Below are 17,574 nucleotides of genomic sequence, written 5' to 3'. Positions count from 1 at the left end.
TATGTTGAAAACCTTGTAGATAACTCTGAGGATAACTGTGTGGAAAATCAACAGGATTTAGAAAGCCAAGTCCCACAATGGATTGAGACATGGAGTAAATATGTTTTAACACAGTATTCCACAAGCCCTAAATTAGATGAACATGCACTTGAACTGGCACAAGAAATACTTTTGGCAAGTACTCAGGGTGATAGTTGTATTCCCGCAAAGGATAAAAATACAACAGGGTTAAAGTCCTTGATGATTCACGCAGACAATCCAGAAAGTGCAGTTGCGCCGTTTGTACAAGATCATGAATATCTTTATCTCTATCGTTATTGGCAACTTGAGAGACGCTTGGCACAACAAATTAAACGTCTGAGTGTGCAATCTACTGCTCAGGTGGATGTTTCGGAATTTGATGAACTATTGACTGATGCTTATCAAAAAGCGGCTTTGGCTATGGTCGCGAAATCGGCTTTGAGTATGATTACGGGGGGACCGGGTACAGGTAAAACCTATACTTTGGCAAGAATCATTGCCGTATTGTATCAAGCAACTCCAGATATTCGGATCGCGATGGCAGCACCTACAGGAAAAGCTGCACAACGTATGGGGGAAGCTTTGCAGAAGTCCTTGTCTGATCCTAAATTACAACATTTTGGTTTAAGTCAAAATCTATTTAATCCGATGACCTTGCATCGTTTGTTGGGATTAGGTCATCAACAGACCCCGAGCTTTAACCAACGCCAACCACTGCCTTATGACGTTGTGGTTGTAGATGAAGCTTCAATGCTGGATTTAAATTTAGCAACCATGCTGTTTGAGGCGATTCCTGAACATGGACGTTTAATCCTGTTGGGCGATGCAAATCAATTGGCTTCAGTGGATGTCGGTGCAGTCCTTGCTGATCTACAACAGATGGAAACTTTGTCTGATCATCGGGTCAATTTAATGACCAGTCAACGCTTTAAAGAAGGTGCATTGATTGGGAAAATGGCAAAGTTTATTCAAATGCAAAAAACGCTGGATACTGCTCCATCGCAACTTTTAGCACACTTTGAACAAGAGGTGGTTGTTGCAGGAGAACTTAAACCAGTCGATTTATTACCAGACATGCAAGATGTCATTCAACTTGAGTATCTTCCTGAAAAAATTGCGCAAGCTGATTTAGCGGGCTACTACAAGAAATTAAGTTTAGGTTTCCATACTTATTTTGAAAGCCTTCAGGTTTATTTGAATACCGACACAGAACATGATCAAGCCAAGATGGTTGTACACGCGTTTGACAGTTACCGGATTCTCACCGCGATACGTCATGGGGTAATGGGTTTAAACAGTTTAAATACAGAAATGGAAAAAGCTTTATTTGAATATATTCCGACCCTATCCAAACGAGGTGATTGGTATGTGGGGCGTCCTGTGATGATGACCTACAATGATTACCAATTAGGACTCTCTAACGGAGATATTGGGATTTGTCTGAAACACCGTAAACAGCAGGGACAATTCGAAGTCTATTTCCCTAGCTTGGATAAATGGTTTCCTGCAACTCGTTTGCCTAAAGCAATGCAGACGGCTTTTGCACTGACGATTCATAAATCACAAGGCTCAGAATTTACTCATACTGCAGTGGTTTTAGATTCGGCAGCAACTCGGCTATTAAGTCAAGAGTTGATTTATACCGCAATTACACGAGCCAAATCTGTGGTCAGTCTCTTGGTGGATCAAAGCGCATTTGTACAATCTCTGAATATAGCAACCACACGTACTAGTGGATTGGTTAGGATGGTTAATGCGGTATAATTATTTTGAAGTTTAAATTGATAATTTGAACATTGTACGAAATTGCTTACATGAATTCGAGAGATTTGCGCATAGAGCTTCATGTTAGTTTTTGAGATGATGAAGCCATAAAGAGCTCGGCAAGGATCGTTGAGTAAAATCGCAAAATAAGAACAACTTGAAGTCGTGAGACTGCGAACTTACAAGAAAGTAAGTAATAAAAGAGGAAACTTACAGCCGCTAAGCCTTGTAGTTTTGGGAGAGACTACAGGGCTTTTTTATTGCCAAGGGATTGCCACTCTAGTTTTCAAATTATGATAGGTTCATCTTTTATTTTTGTTAGTTTAGATTAAAAATTATACTTGAAATCTACATTTATTATGTCATCTATCACATTTTAAAAGGCTTTTTATGAAACTCACCACGGTCATTTTTCTGTACGCAATTTCTCACATAAAGATGAGTTAAATACGACTTTTGTCTTACATATTTGACATGCATAATAAGTCATATATGGACATAATTGGTCACATGGTTGTGAAAATGAATGTCAGTGATAAAACAATAAGTGTCGAGAGCACAATAAAGATAATAAATAAGATACCGACAATAACTAAACAAGAAACTACAGCGCAACGGAAAAGCCCTAAGAGTAATCTTAGGGCTTTTTCATATCTTACTTTCTGATTTAAACCAATTCTGTTTCAGTACGATCTGTACCAAATACAGCACGACGTTGTGCTTTCGGGATTTTAGGGCAGTTATTGGAAATTTGATAAAGTGTTTGTGCCAAAGCAGGAATATGTGTACCCATGACGGCTTTTCCTGTATTTAAAATACTGACACTAATATCGCGTTGAGGATCAGCCCAGCATAAGATATTGGAAAATCCAAGATGACCAAACGCTTGTCCTGTCATTGGACCAAAAATACCCAAAGGATTGCTGCCTAACATTGGACCTAATGCATAGCGCATAGGGGCAAGTAGTGTTCGATCAATATTGGTGGTGGATGTTGGTAGCGTTGCACGGAAAACCGTTTCTGGGCTCATGATCCGTTTGCCCTGATATTCTCCGCCATTCAACAACATTTCAAAAAAACGGTTGGCTTGTTCTGCACTGGTATAGATGTTGCCAGCAGGGCAGACAGTATCCATAAAGCGTGGATCATTGGTTACATCTACCGCAAGTTGTAATCCCCCACCTAAAACATGATTTAAATATAAATCAGTTCCAAGTTTTGGATGCACACCAGTCGGATAATTCAGCGCGACTTGATCGCGATATTCAGGTTTTAAACCATAATTGAAAAACGGCATATTCATGGGTTTTTCAATTTTTTCATGGAGGAATTGACGGAGATCTTGCCCAGTCACGCGCTCGATCAATTCACCGAGAATATAACCTGCTGTGACTGCATGGTAAGCTAAATGTGAGCCTGCAGGGGAAATCGGCTGTGCAGCATAGAGATATTGTAAAATTTGATCTTTATCAAATAAGAGCTCTGGGGTGACTTCCATTTCTATACGTGGAATGCCACCACGATGCGACAGTAAATGAAAGATTGTGGCACGGCGTTTGCCATTTTGTGCATATTCAGGAATGTAATGACTGATCGGGTCCAATAAGTTGATTTCACCTGTTTCATCTAACATGTGAATCAAGATGGCGGTAATCATTTTGGATGCTGAAAATAAGCAAATGGGGGTATCTGGACTTGCAATCACAGCATTTTTGGCTAAACCATCCGCAGAGTTTCCTGAGGTGTGCCCCAAACTGCGGTTCAATATGATTTGACCATTACGTCTTAAACACACACTGATCAGGGGGTGATTACCTGTTTGATAAAGGTGCTCAATACTCTGCCAGATTTTATCTACTTGTTTTAATGTCATTCCCCCGAGTTCAGGATGAACTTCATTTTTACTACTGGTGATGCTGCCCAAATCCTTGGGTACAAAACAGGTGTTGGTCGAAAATAACTTCACAATCGTTGTCCATGCTTATTTTTATTCAGAACAAGTGTGAACTGAGTCGAGATAAATGTCTGTGTCCGAATTGCCATGCACTGTGTAAAAAAAGTGCAATATTGATGTGCTTTTATCATCAAGTGAAACTTGCTAGAACTGAGATGTACAATATTTTTGCAATCTCAACATACTTCCTTTAAAATAAGTCCCTGCTGTAGTGATGCACGGCAGTTAAATTGGTTTTGAAGAATCAATTTGATTTGTATCAAGTATTTAAATTAAGCATCTCGGAGAAATCGAATGGCTTTAACAAACGCAGATCGCGCAGAGATCGTTGCAAAATTCGCTCGTGCTGAAAATGACACTGGTTCACCAGAAGTACAAGTTGCTTTATTGACTGCTCAAATCAATGATTTGCAAGGTCACTTCAAAGAACACAAACACGACCATCATAGCCGTCGTGGTTTGATCCGTATGGTTAACCAACGTCGTAAGCTTCTTGACTACCTTAAAGGTAAAGATGCTACTCGTTATAGCGATTTGATTGCTGCTTTAGGTTTACGTCGTTAATTCGATTTAAACTTTTATTTTCGGATTATTGCATGCTGAATGCTGTATTGATGAAAACTAAAGTCTATCCAGTATTTACTGGATAAAAGGGAAGGGGCGAATATTCGCTCCTTCTTCGTGTTTAAAATTAGTCTAAATAAAGATTTATTGTCTAGTGAGGTCGGCTTCTAAGCTTTGTCATTTATGTAACAGATATGAATGCCAAACCTTAGGGGTCTCCACTAGAATAAAATTAGGAAACAAAAATACATGTCAATGTTTAATGTTATTCGTAAAGAATTTCAATATGGTCAACATCAAGTTGTATTAGAAACAGGTCGCGTTGCTCGTCAAGCAAACACTGTATTGATCACTATGGGTGGTGTAACTGTTCTTGTAGCTGTCGTTGCACAACCTACTGCTAAAGCAGGACAAGACTTTTTCCCACTTACAGTAAACTATCAAGAAAAACAATATGCTGCAGGTCGTATCCCAGGTGGATATGGTAAGCGTGAAGGTCGTGCTTCAGAGTCAGAAACTTTAATTTCTCGTCTTATTGACCGTCCAATTCGTCCATTGTTCCCTGAAGGTTACTATAACGAAATCCAAGTGACTGCTACAGTTGTTTCTTCTGATAAAACAATGGAAGCCGATATCGCTGCAATGTTGGGTACTTCAGCAGCTTTAGCTATCGCTGGCACACCTTTCCGTGGTCCAATCGGTGGTGCGCGTGTTGGTTTAATCAACGGTGAATATGTTCTTAACCCAAATTTAGAACAGCTTGCTCAATCTGATCTTGATCTTGTTGTTGCAGGTACAGAGTCTGCGGTATTGATGGTTGAGTCTGAAGCGAAAGAGCTTTCAGAAGACCAAATGTTGGGTGCTGTGCTTTTCGGTCATGATGAAATGCAAATTGCGATCCAAGCGATTAAAGAATTTGCAGCAGCTGCAGGTGCAACAGAGTCAACTTGGACTGCTCCAGTTAAAAACGAAGACCTTCGTGCAAAATTAAAAGATGCATTTGAAGCGAAAATCTCTGAAGCATATACCATTGCGGTTAAGCATGACCGTTATGCTGCATTAGATGCTTTACAAGCTGAGGCTGTTGCGCAGTTTGTTCCAGAAGAAGATGTTGATGGTATCGCTGACGACTTAAATGAACTCTTTGAAGATTTAAAATACCGTACAGTGCGTGACAATATCCTTTCAGGTAAACCACGTATTGACGGTCGTGATACCAAAACTGTTCGCGCATTAGACGTACAAGTAGGTGTATTGGATCGTGCTCATGGTTCAGCATTGTTTACGCGTGGTGAAACTCAGGCGTTGGTTACAACGACTTTAGGTAATACACGTGATGCATTGATGGTTGATACTTTAGCGGGTACAAAAACTGACAACTTCATGTTGCACTATAACTTCCCTGCATACTCTGTGGGTGAGACAGGTCGTGAATCTGGTCCTAAACGCCGTGAAATTGGTCATGGTCGTTTGGCTCGCCGTGGTGTTCAAGCGGTACTTCCACCCGCTGATCGCTTCCCGTATGTGATTCGTATCGTGTCTGACATTACTGAATCAAATGGTTCATCTTCAATGGCTTCTGTATGTGGTGCATCATTGTCACTTATGGATGCAGGTGTTCCACTTAAAGCGCCAGTTGCTGGTATTGCAATGGGTCTCGTAAAAGAAGGTGAGCGCTTTGCTGTGCTTTCTGACATCTTAGGTGATGAAGACCACTTAGGTGATATGGACTTTAAAGTCGCAGGTTCTGCAAACGGTATTACTGCACTTCAAATGGACATCAAAATCGAAGGAATCACAGAAGAAATTATGGAAGTTGCGTTGAATCAAGCATATGCAGGTCGTATGCATATTCTTAACGCAATGAACCAAGTGATTTCACGTGCTCGCCCTGAAATTTCAATGCATGCGCCAACATTCCAAGTGATCAACATCAATCCTGATAAGATCCGTGATGTGATTGGTAAAGGTGGTGCGACAATTCGTCAAATCACTGAAGAAACTAAAGCGGCAATTGATATCGAAGACAACGGTACAGTACGTGTATTTGGTGAAACTAAAGCAGCAGCTCAAGCAGCGGTTGCAAAAATCCAAGCACTTACAGCAGAAGTTGAACCAGGTAAAATCTACCCAGGTAAAGTGATTCGTATTGTTGAATTCGGTGCATTTGTAAACATTATGCCGGGTACAGATGGTTTACTTCACATCTCACAAATTTCAAATGAACGTGTTGCAAACGTGACAGATATTTTGGCTGAAGGTCAAGATGTTAAAGTTCAAGTTGCTGATGTAGACAACCGTGGTCGTATTAAATTAACGATGAAAGATGTAGACCAAGCATAAGCTTGCAAGGCTTTAGACCTTTTTAGTTTGTTTAAAGTCTAATAAAAAAAGCCCGCCTTGAGTTTTGCCAAAGTAACAACTTTGGCTTGCTCAGGGCTTTTTTTATGGCATGATGCATAGCAAGAAAGATCAATAATTACTGTGAATATGCAAAGTTTCTATTTTTTTCAGCATCCTGATGAACCTTATACTTGTATTCAGAAACAACCTGTGCTCGATGCAGAACAACAGTTCGTTTGGGTGGATTGTACGCGTGAAGATGTAGTTAATCGTGCGGAGCAATGGCAAAAAGAAATTCATAATGATACGGACGTTCATCTCAATGAATATCATATTCGAGATATTTTAAACATCGAACACCCATGTGCCTTTGATACGATGGAAGATTATGATTTATTAATTTTTCGGAAACTGATTACCCCAGATGATCAGATCAGTAGTGGTGACACGGCATTAGAACAACATGATCGTGTTTTTGGTTTAGCGACATCTCCAGTCAGTTTTATTATTACCCCTCAAGCTTTAATCACCGTACGTGAGCAGGGCAATCATGCCTTTGAAAGCTATTTAGCTCGTATCCTGAATATCATGAATAAGGATTTAGAAGAGCAAAACAAACCACGCAAACTCCCGAGAACACCCTTAGATTTAGCGTTACGTTTATTAAATAGCATGATTGATGGCTATCTAGATTTGCGCAATCCGCTTTCACGCCGTGTCGAGTTTTGGCAACAAGAACTTTTGCAAGGCAATCGTCGCTTTTCAAAATGGCATCAGCTATTTCAAGAGAATATGGTTTTTCAGCAAATTGAAAACCTATGTGAAGAACAAATTGATTCTTTACAGGAACTTCGAGATGAAATTGTTGAAAACTATGCCCATTTAAAAGGTAAAAAGCATAGTGAAAAGCAAGATATTATTTTGGTTCGAGTCGATGATTTGGTGAGCCATGTCGAACGTATCCAAAAGTATACGGTGAGATTGAGCACAGCCATCCAAACAGCAATTGATTTACATTTTTCAGCGATCGCCAATCAAACCAATGAAAACATGCGAATACTTGCCATTATTACTGCGGTATTTGCACCACTCACCTTATTAACGGGTGTTTATGGAATGAATTTTGAATTTATTCCCGGTTTGCGTAGTCCAATGGGATTCTGGATTATGCTTGGGGTGATGCTGGCATGTACGATCGGCTTATTAATCTACTTTTACCGCCGTCATTTGGTTGGACGTGGTGAAAGAAGTGTGATTGATATGTTGGCACAACAACATAAAAATCAGCACGTGAATTTATTCTGGTTTTTGGATTATGAGCCGATCAAACAAACCATGAAAGAAGTTGAAAAAATCACAAAACTGAAATAATTAAATATTATTCTGGTTGAGGATTGATATGAGCTGTTTTTTGTAAAATCAAATAGAGTTGATCTTTTAATCTCAATTTTTTACGTTTAAGTTGCTCAATATTTTCATGAATATGATTGAGGGGATCAAGTTCAAGATGACTGATTTCACGATCCAGTTCATCATGATCAATTAAAAGCTTGGCAAAATGTGGATCTTCTTGTTTTAGCATACACATGAGATCACGATATTCTGGGAACATGTGTTTCAACTTTTTATTCATTACTTTCGAATTCATTAGCGCCTATAACCTCTTGCATAAAAATTCTAACAATCAAACAAAAACGGAAAGACAAGTTCTGCATCATGACAGGTTAAATATTAACCTGTCACTAGGCATTAACATTTTGAAATGAATTAATGAGCATGGAGGTGAAGGTGTTTGACTTGTTTGCGTAATTGTTGAACCTCGTCAAGTAAATCCATCATCATCGCGACAGCAGATAGACTGGCTTCAAAGTCACGTTGCAAGCGGTAGGCTCGACGTGCTCGTGAAATATCTTCTCCAAAAAATTGATGGATACGATTTTCTGGGCGTGCAGGTAAAATCTCATATTCCAATAATTGCAAAATCCATTCAGGGCTTTGACCGCATGCTTCAGCAAAATGTTTGAGATCTAAATTTATGTTTTCATCTACGATTTCCGCATCATGGAAACCGTCATAGACAATTTCACGATATTGAATGGTTGTCATGATTGCTCTCCTTTAGCATCGTTATATGCATCTATAAAAATTATGAACGTGGGTGAAAGTCATTAAAAGCATCTGCAAAATCTTGATATGCTTTTTGCTGTTGGTCTGTGGTGACTTTGGGATAAACAATATTGATCACCAAATAAAGATGCCCGGGTGTCTTATTGGGTATGCCTTTGTCTTTTAGGCGTAACTGTTGATCATTTTTGGCATTTTTTGGAACAGTGACTTTGACTTTACCAGCAGGGGTGTCGATTTCAATACTTTGACCAAGCGCTGCTTCCCAAGGTGTGACATCAACTGTGTAGTAAACGTCAGCGCCTTCAACGCGAATGCGGTCAGTGTCTTGATATTGAATTTCAATATACAGATCACCATTTTCACCCCCATTGATACCCGCTTGACCTTGTTTGGACAGACGAATTTGCTGTCCTTCTTTCATGCCTTTTGGGATTTTAACTTGCAAGGTTTTTCGCTGTACTTCAGGCTCACCATAAGCATTGTAAGTTGGAATTTGCAAGGTAATGCTTTGTGTTGCACCTTCATAACCAATATTTACAGGAATTTGAATACTGGCATGTTGATCCTCACCTCGATAACTACGTTGCTGTTGAGAGCCTCTTTGTCCAAAATCTTGTGAGCGCCCACCACCAAAACCACTGCCAAAGCGACCAAATAGGTCTTCAAAGCCACTAAAGTCTTCGCCACCACCTTGACTATAACTGCGATGGAACTGACTACCATCAAAACCACCTTGCCCTGAAGATTGCCCACCGAAGCCACTTGCATTTGCGTAAGGATTGTCTAACTCAAAATCATATTGTTTTTTCTTTTCTTCATTGCTTAATGTGTCGTAAGCCACATTGATTGCTTGCATTTTGGCTTCGGCATCTGCCTCTTTACTCACGTCAGGGTGGTATTTGCGCGCTAATTTTCGATATGCCTTTTTTATCTCATCTGGTGTCGCAGTTCGAGAAACACCTAAATCTTCGTAATAGTTTTTTGCCATAGTTCAGGTCATTATTTTGTTTAACTTTATTCTATTTTTATGCCTTTTTTTAGGCAGATGGAAGAGTAACTTAGTGTGGTTATTGTTTCAAAACTTATTTTTGAGTCATATTGGCATCATCGTGAGTCAAAATGCATTAAGATAAAAAAGGGTATAAGCCATGATGACGGCTTTGTATCATGTAATATTCATTGAAAAATAAATGTATCCAAAAAGATGAATCCTGTGAACTCACATCAAAAATATTATAAAAAAAGCGCCGAAGCGCTTTTTTTATAATTAACCACAATTATTCAATTCTGACCCAAGTTTGAGATCGACCCAATAAGGAAATTCCAATATATCCACGGAGTGTTAATCGGGTGCCTTTAGGATTAATTTTAATTTTACCCGAATAGACATTGCCAGATAATGGGTCTAAAACATGTCCTGCAACATATTCACTAGGATTATCTGGACTTTGTTTAAAGTCATCAATAATTTTCAAGCCAACGATTGGGGCGTCTTTTAGATTGCCTTTGCATTTATGGCAATATCCCACTAAAGGGCTATTGGGCAGGGGGCGGGTATTATAAATTTTACCGCTATAAGTCCCATTTGGATTTTTACTGATTTCAACATCTGCTCTGGAATAGCCAGTTTTGTCATCAATCGCCTTCCATTTACCTGCAAGATCTGCTGCTTGTGTCAAGCCTGTAAACAACAGGCAACTGAACATAACAAGTGCTTTTATTTTCATTGGACATCCTTGTGATGAATTGAAATAGAATAAAAAAAGAGCAAATTAGTTTGCTCTTTTTTAAATTAAAATCAATATGTTAAAGGGTTGGAAACTTAAATATAAATCACTAAAATGTCGATCAATTAACTTAAATGTTCGCCAAAGAGATTTAATGCTTCTTTTGCTGTGAACTGGTATTTCTTATTGCAGAATTGGCAATCCATTTCGATTGGATTTTGGATTTCCAAAGTTTCCTTCACTGCATCTAAGCCAATTTGAATCAATGCATTTTTACATTTATCACGTGAACAAGTGCAGTTAAATTGAAGTTGTTCAACATCAGGCAAGCGAACTTCTTCTTCGTTGTATAAACGATACAGAATTTCTTGCGCAGTCAAGTCGGTTAACTCTTCAGGTTTGAGAGTTTGGGTCAGCATAATCAAACGTGGCCACAAATCTTCATCTACACGCTGTTGTTCTTCTTCATTATTACGTGGTAATAACTGAATCAGTAGTCCCCCCGCATTGTGGTGGGTGCTCGCTAAAACAATGCGTGTTGGAATTTGTGCAGAAAGGTCATAGTACTGCATTAAGCAACCCGCAAGGGTAGGTTGATCAAGTGGTACAATTCCTTGATAACGCTCACCCATTTCAGGTTCAATGTTAATAAATAAAACAGGTTGCTGTAGTGTGCTGAGTACGGTGCTGCTGTCTTCACTCAACATAAAGTGTGGATCTTCTTCATAATCTGCAAGCGCACGTACATCACCTAAATGATTGCACTCAGCCATCGCCCACTTAAATGTACCTTGGGCTTGAATTTGTAAGCTAATACGTCCTTTTATTTTTAATGTACTTGCCAATAATGCGGTAGCACTCAACATTTCACCAAGTAAGATACGCACAGCAGGCGCATAATTACGTTGTGACAAAATAGTTTGTAGTGCCGTATCTAAATGCACAATCTCACCACGCACAGGGCTATCTTCAATATAAAAACGTTGACGTAAATCAGACATAAAATTCTCCAAATCCCTGTTTAGATGGTGACGATATTATAAATCACAAGTTCATTTCACCCTAAAAACTGTGCTACTTAAAGTTAATTTTCGTCATCACGGGCAATATTGATACGATCATATTGGGTTGATGCATTTTTGGATTGAGGTGTAGGACGTTCTAGACCTGATTCATCCAGATCTGGCATATCTTTGTATTTCTCCAGATTTTGATGTTCTACTTGGGCATCACTTTCAAATAGATGCTCAAGTTCAGAAATAAAATCACGGTAACTTTCAAAAACTTTTTGCTCATCCGTATAAATGCGCTGTTGGCGTGCTAACAGTTCTTCATCATAGTTTCTAAACAACTCAACACTTTTATAAGCTTCTTCTTTGCTCATGCCCAGTTCACAGAGTGTTCGATAACCCATACCCAATGAGGTTAAGTAGGTTTCGCGCCATATATGTTTTACCCCCACATCACGCAGTAAATGCATATGATAGCGATCACGAGCACGTACCAATAATGTCAGGTTGGGGTAATTAAGTAAAATATGGCGAGAAACATTCATGGAGTCCTCAACATCGTCAATCGCCAAAACAAAAACTTTGGCTTGTTCTATTCCTGCTGAACGTAATAAATCGGGTTGTGTGACATCACCATAATATAAAGTACCGCCATAACGGCGAACAAAGTCAATTTGCTGCAGATTGTTGTCAATTGCAGTAAATGGAAAATGGCGAATACGTGCTAAACGTGCAACGATTTGTCCGACACGACCAAATCCAGCAATAATTAAAGCAGGATGTTCATTGGGAATGTCATCGTATTTAGGTGCTGTATTTTTATTGATTAAGGGTAAAAGCCAACTGCTGACCAACCAAAATACAACAGGGGTGAAGATCATGGACAAGGTCACAATCAAGGTGATCGGTTCCAAAATTGCTTCAGTCAACACTTTTTCACTCTTGGCGACATTCAAAACCACAAATGCAAATTCACCACCTTGAGCCAAACAGCTTGCAACCATCAAGCTGTTGGTCCAAGTCATTTTTTTATAGCGTGCAATCGCTAGTATGGTCAGCAGTTTAATCAGGACTAAACCAATCGCTCCACCAACGATCAGGAGCGGCATGTCTATGACTAATGAGATTTGTGTGGTCATACCCACAGTCATAAAGAAGAGACCGAGTAATAATCCTTTAAATGGCGCAATGCTGGCTTCTAGTTCATGACGAAACTCTGAGTCTGCTAGCAATACACCTGTTAAAAATGCACCTAATGTCGTGCTGATGCCCAGTGTATCCATCAATAAAACCACACCTAGAACGATAAATAATCCCACTGCGGTGATGAGTTCTGTAGCACCACTTTTTGCCACAAAGCGGAAAAAGGGGCGCATGACGTAACGACTAAAAAGAAATAAACCTGTAAATGTTGCGACAATTGCAGCAAAGTAAGCTACGCCGTGATGGCTAGATTCACTGCCTGCTAAAAGCGGAATAATTGCCAGTAAGGGAATTGCGGCAATATCTTGAAAAAGTAAAATAGAAAAAGACTGTTGACCATGTGTGGTGTTGAGTTGTTGTTTTTCTTCTAAGAGTTGTAAAACGAAAGCAGTTGATGACAATGCTAAAGCAAAGCCGATGACAAAGCTTGCGGGCAGTGATTGTTGAAACAGTAAAAAGAGTGTACCCATTAGTACCACGCCGGTCACAACGACTTGTAAACTTCCCATGACAAAAATCGACTGACGCATTTCCCACAAACGTTGTGGGCGAAGTTCCAAGCCAATCAGAAACATTAACAGAATCACGCCAAACTCAGCGAGATGCATAATTTCTTCCGGGTCATTGGCAATATTGAGCGCACTTGGACCGAGCAATATTCCTGTAAATAGATAACCGAGCACAGTCGCAATGCCCAGTTTTTTCCCGAGGGGAACAAGGATTAAAGCTGCACCAAGAAAAATGGTGATTTGGAGTAACAATGACATTCACGTGCCTTACATTCTTTTCTTTCTCAGGAAATTGTAGCTTGATTTTGTGACTGACTTGGAGATATTTATTGAGAAATTGCTTGTGAGTAGAATAAAAGTGAATAATTTCTTTAAATTTAAAGTCTTAAAATAATAGATTTTTTAATGCTTGGCATTGATCAGTAGTCTTGTGAAATAAAAGGTTTAGTTGACTATAGCGCTCATCCCGCTAGCATCTGAGTTATCAACTTTTATCATTGGTTTGCTAGGATTGGTTTTAGTAAATATCACTTATTTTCCATTGTTATGGATTGAGTAACTTTTTTTTGTGTAATTCTGAAATTGGGTGCTATCCACAGATCTATGGTCGAATCCTTATGGTGATTCGTTACAGCCCAGCTTAAGATTTATATTGTGATGTGCGTCAATACATCAAAAAAGTATAGATCTATATCATGGATTGTAGATATAGATCTAAACTCAATACACATTAAGACTCAACTCAACTCTTGTGGATCAACATCAATCGTTACTTTCATTGTAGAGGGTTTTTGCTGTAGTAATTGAGCCCACCATTGATGGACATAAAAGTGCATTTTTGCTCGATCTTGTGAAAGCAATACCACATGTGCTTGGTAACGACCTGCTTTACGCTCCATTGGAGCTGGAATAGGTCCCCAAATATCAATTAAGTGTGATTCCGACATTTGACGAAGTAATTGTGTCATTTCAGTCAAAAACTTTAGATTTTCTTCCTGATGTTTAGATTCACAGCGTATCAAACTGGCATAGCGAAAAGGGGGAAGCAAAGCGGCTTGACGATCTTTTAAGGTTTGCTTGGCAAAGGTTCGATAGTCATTGTGAATCAAAGTATTTAATAAAGGATGATCAGGTCGAAGTGTTTGCAAATAGACTTCACCTTTGTTCTCTCCACGACCTGCCCGACCTGCAACTTGAATAATCAATTGGGCTGTACGCTCTGTTGCTCGAAAGTCGACACTGAGTAAACCTGCATCTATATCTAAGATTGCAACCAAAGTGACATATGGGAAATGATGCCCTTTGGCGAGCATTTGCGTCCCAAGCAAAATCGTGGGTTCACTTTTTTGAATCTGATCATAGATTTTCTGCCAACTGCCGACACGGCTAGTTGAGTCTCGATCGACGCGAAGTACAGGAAAGTTGGGGAATAATTCAGTTAATGTTTCTTCAACCTTTGCAGTTCCCATGCCGATTGGTTTTAATTGTTGTTGATTGCATTGTGGGCAGGCATCAGGCAAACGATTAATCGTCCCACAATGATGGCAGTGTAAATGCTGATAAGGTTTTAAGTGTAAGGTAAAGTGTGCATCACAATTTGGGCAGTTGGCTTGCCATCCACAACTTTCACAAATTAATACAGGTGCATAACCGCGACGATTTAAAAAAATTAAGACCTGTTCTTTTTTATCTAGACGCTTTTTAATTTCCCCGATTAAGACATCGCTTAAGCCATGTTGCTTCTTAGCAACTTTTAAATCAATCAAATGCATTTTCGGCATCAACGCGACGCCTGCACGTTGATTTAATTCAATACGTGTCAGCTTTTCTTGACGAGCCAAATAATAGCTTTCAATACTTGGTGTGGCAGAACCTAAGATAATTGGACAATTTTCTAAATGTGCACGGTATAACGCAACATCACGGGCATGATAACGGAAACCTTCTTGTTGTTTAAATGAAAGATCATGCTCTTCATCCAGAATAATTAAACCGAGATTAGGTAAAGGTGTATAAATTGCAGAGCGAGTCCCTAAAATAATAGAGGCTTTACCTGTTTGTGCATGTTGCCATGCTTGTAAACGTTTGCTGTCATTTAAACCAGAGTGAAGCAATGCAATATTGCAATGAAAGCGTGACTGAAAACGGCTGATGGTTTGTGGTGTTAAGCCAATTTCAGGGACTAAAACAAGCACTTGTTTGCCTTGTTTCAGTACCTCATGCATCACTTGTAAATAAACCTCAGTTTTACCACTTCCCGTTAGACCATCTAACAAAAATGCTTGATATTTCTTTAGTGCCTTTAAAATCGTTTGGATGGCTTTCTTTTGATCTTCATTGGGAGTGAGTGGCAACTGAGCCAATTGAACTGGTTCAGGTTGAGTATTTTGAGGTTCAAGTGCAAATTGGATAATTGCTTTTTTCTCAAGCACTTTTAGTGTTGCTGTTTCAATACCACTCAGATTTAGGATATTTTCCTGCGTTCCTTTTGGATGTAATTTTAGAATTTTATAAGCATCTTGTTGTTTTTCAGAACGCTTTACTTTGTCTTCAGCATGTAAATCTATCACTTTCCAAACACGAGCCAATAAATCATAAGGTTTACCTTGGCGGAGTAATGTAGGAAGGGCAGTTTGAATCACCTCACCAATTGGGAATTGGTAATATTGCGATGACCATGTCAATAAATTTAAAACTTTACTGTCTAGAATAGCGTGATCATCTAATAGTTTAGTAATTGCTTTGAGTTTAAAATGAGAGTCTATAGGTTCATCAATCGGAATTTTTTTTACAATCACCCCAACAAGATTTTGTCGTCCGAAAGACACAGCAACACGTGCACCGATTTCTGCCTGTGCGTACTGTTCAGCACTCACTTGATAGTCAAAACAGTCATTCAAATACACTGGAACAGCAACTTGAACACGATAAATAGTTTGTGGTGTAACAATGGTATTCGGCATTTTAAATTCAGTGGCTCATTAATTTAGTGAGGCTGTGATGAAATTGTTTCATGTCCATATTCGGCTTGTGTTAGAGTGTAACCGTCATTGATAGACATGAATATGAATGATTTATAGGGTATGACGCAACAGCGTAATCAAAAAATTTGGGAAAATTAGAGCATAACAATGCCAGCATATCAATTTACTGCGCTTGATGCTTCAGGAAAGCAGCACAAAGGCGTGTTAGAAGGTGATTCAGCACGCCAGATTCGTCAACAATTACGGGATAAAGAATGGATTCCTGTAAGCGTAGATGCTGTTGAACAAAAAGACAAAAATAAAAGTTCGGGTTTGTTTCAACGTAAATTTTCAGCCTATGATTTGGCACTCATGACACGTCAGCTTTCCGTTTTGTTTGCTGCTGCAATTCCACTTGAGGAGGCTTTACGTGCCGTTGCCAAACAAAGTGAAAAAGTTTATGTGCAAAATCTTTTACTTTCTGTACGTTCCAAAGTTTTAGAAGGGCATTCTCTAGCACAAGCGATGCAACAAATAGGGCGTTTCCCTGATTTATATATTGCGACAATTGCTGCGGGTGAACGTTCTGGACATTTAGACTTAATTTTAGACCAACTTGCAGACTACACGGAAAACCGTTTTGCGATGCAAAAGAAAATTCAAGGTGCAATGATCTATCCGATTATTCTCATGTTTATGTCTTTTGCAATCGTTATGGGCTTGATGACTTATGTTGTTCCAGACATCGTCAAAACGTTTGACCAAAGCAAACAGGCTTTACCTTGGATTACGGTGGCTTTGATGAAAGCCAGTGAAATTATTCGGCAAGCTTGGCCATTTATTTTGGTGACCAGTGTGGTGGGAATCTTCTTACTGATTCGTTTTTTACGAACGTCGGCAGGGCATTATGCTTTTGATCGTTTAACGCTCAAACTGCCATTAATCGGTAAATTATCTCGTGGTATAAATGCTGCACGTTTTGCCAGTACCTTGTCCATTCTCACTCAATCAGGTGTGCCTTTGGTCGATGCTTTAAAAATTGGCGCAGCCGTGAGTAGTAATTGGGTCATTCGTGATGCAGTCAATGTTGCTGCAGAAAAAGTGACAGAAGGTGGGAATTTGGCAACGCAATTGGAGCGCTGTGGTTATTTCCCACCAATGATGGTACAAATGATTAAAAGCGGTGAAGCTTCTGGTGAGTTAGATCGAATGCTAAGTCGTGCATCAGATATGCAGGATCGAGAAGTATCTTCATTTATTTCAACTTTATTGGCCTTGTTGGAACCATTAATGTTGGTATTTATGGCGGGTATTGTTTTAGTGATTGTGATTGCTGTCATGTTGCCAATCGTCAATATGAACAATATGATTTAAGCCAATTATTTTTAT

The 17,574-nt window shown here is 39.3% G+C and carries 13 protein-coding genes; 5 read left to right on the top strand and 8 right to left on the bottom strand.

Annotated features, from left to right (window positions below; genetic code table 11):
* Positions 1 to 39: 39 nt before the first annotated feature.
* Positions 40 to 1,785 carry an exodeoxyribonuclease V subunit alpha gene (gene recD / locus TOL5_RS19590; RefSeq protein WP_199934825.1) on the top strand — a complete coding sequence of 582 codons (1,746 nt, stop codon included), beginning with the start codon at positions 40 to 42 and terminating at the stop codon, positions 1,783 to 1,785.
* A 667-nt stretch (positions 1,786 to 2,452) separates the two neighbouring features.
* Here recD and TOL5_RS19585 read toward each other — a convergent pair.
* A complete protein-coding gene (locus TOL5_RS19585; protein ID WP_100884402.1) occupies positions 2,453 to 3,751 on the bottom strand; it encodes a serine hydrolase domain-containing protein in 1,299 nt (432 codons plus the stop codon).
* Between the two features lie 282 nt (positions 3,752 to 4,033).
* Here TOL5_RS19585 and rpsO point away from each other — a divergent pair, with 282 nt between their 5' ends.
* The 3 genes from rpsO (at position 4,034) to TOL5_RS19570 (ending at position 8,017) form a co-directional block, all read left to right on the top strand.
* Positions 4,034 to 4,303 carry a 30S ribosomal protein S15 gene (gene rpsO, locus TOL5_RS19580; protein WP_004725514.1) on the top strand — a complete coding sequence of 90 codons (270 nt, stop codon included), beginning with the start codon at positions 4,034 to 4,036 and terminating at the stop codon, positions 4,301 to 4,303.
* A gap of 255 nt (positions 4,304 to 4,558) precedes the next feature.
* Positions 4,559 to 6,646, top strand: coding sequence for a polyribonucleotide nucleotidyltransferase (gene pnp, locus TOL5_RS19575; RefSeq protein WP_171428672.1), 2,088 nt, complete (start codon positions 4,559 to 4,561; stop codon positions 6,644 to 6,646).
* Positions 6,647 to 6,793: 147 nt separating this feature from the next.
* On the top strand, positions 6,794 to 8,017 hold the full coding sequence (locus TOL5_RS19570) for a magnesium transporter CorA family protein (protein ID WP_121775451.1): 1,224 nt from the start codon (positions 6,794 to 6,796) through the stop codon (positions 8,015 to 8,017).
* A gap of 7 nt (positions 8,018 to 8,024) precedes the next feature.
* Here TOL5_RS19570 and TOL5_RS19565 read toward each other — a convergent pair whose 3' ends face one another.
* From TOL5_RS19565 to TOL5_RS19535, 7 genes are all read right to left on the bottom strand, one after another.
* Positions 8,025 to 8,294, bottom strand: a complete 270-nt coding sequence (locus TOL5_RS19565) for a YdcH family protein (protein WP_004825328.1) — start codon at positions 8,292 to 8,294, stop codon at positions 8,025 to 8,027.
* Positions 8,295 to 8,413: 119 nt separating this feature from the next.
* Positions 8,414 to 8,752: a chaperone modulator CbpM gene (locus TOL5_RS19560; protein WP_009587211.1), complete on the bottom strand. Its 339-nt coding sequence runs from the start codon at positions 8,750 to 8,752 to the stop codon at positions 8,414 to 8,416.
* Positions 8,753 to 8,792: 40 nt separating this feature from the next.
* Entirely contained in the window at positions 8,793 to 9,761 is a 969-nt protein-coding gene (locus TOL5_RS19555; RefSeq protein ID WP_004825326.1) for a DnaJ C-terminal domain-containing protein, read from the bottom strand.
* Between the two features lie 289 nt (positions 9,762 to 10,050).
* Positions 10,051 to 10,500, bottom strand: a complete 450-nt coding sequence (locus TOL5_RS19550) for a DUF2147 domain-containing protein (RefSeq protein WP_058970997.1) — start codon at positions 10,498 to 10,500, stop codon at positions 10,051 to 10,053.
* Positions 10,501 to 10,625: 125 nt separating this feature from the next.
* Positions 10,626 to 11,501 (bottom strand): Hsp33 family molecular chaperone HslO, encoded by an 876-nt coding sequence (locus tag TOL5_RS19545; RefSeq protein ID WP_004825322.1) that lies wholly within the window; start codon positions 11,499 to 11,501, stop codon positions 10,626 to 10,628.
* Between the two features lie 83 nt (positions 11,502 to 11,584).
* On the bottom strand, positions 11,585 to 13,480 hold the full coding sequence (locus TOL5_RS19540; RefSeq protein ID WP_221260582.1) for a monovalent cation:proton antiporter-2 (CPA2) family protein: 1,896 nt from the start codon (positions 13,478 to 13,480) through the stop codon (positions 11,585 to 11,587).
* Between the two features lie 479 nt (positions 13,481 to 13,959).
* Positions 13,960 to 16,185, bottom strand: coding sequence for a primosomal protein N' (locus TOL5_RS19535; protein WP_151780662.1), 2,226 nt, complete (start codon positions 16,183 to 16,185; stop codon positions 13,960 to 13,962).
* A 168-nt stretch (positions 16,186 to 16,353) separates the two neighbouring features.
* Here TOL5_RS19535 and gspF point away from each other — a divergent pair, with 168 nt between their 5' ends.
* Positions 16,354 to 17,559 carry a type II secretion system inner membrane protein GspF gene (gene gspF / locus TOL5_RS19530; RefSeq protein ID WP_221260580.1) on the top strand — a complete coding sequence of 402 codons (1,206 nt, stop codon included), beginning with the start codon at positions 16,354 to 16,356 and terminating at the stop codon, positions 17,557 to 17,559.
* The last annotated feature ends 15 nt before the right edge of the window (positions 17,560 to 17,574 follow it).

The organism is Acinetobacter sp. Tol 5 (genome assembly GCF_019702905.1).
Taxonomy (GTDB): Bacteria; Pseudomonadota; Gammaproteobacteria; order Pseudomonadales; family Moraxellaceae; genus Acinetobacter; species Acinetobacter bereziniae.
The sequence above is the reverse complement of the archived record's forward strand: the minus strand, read 5'-3'. Positions and strand labels throughout refer to the sequence as shown.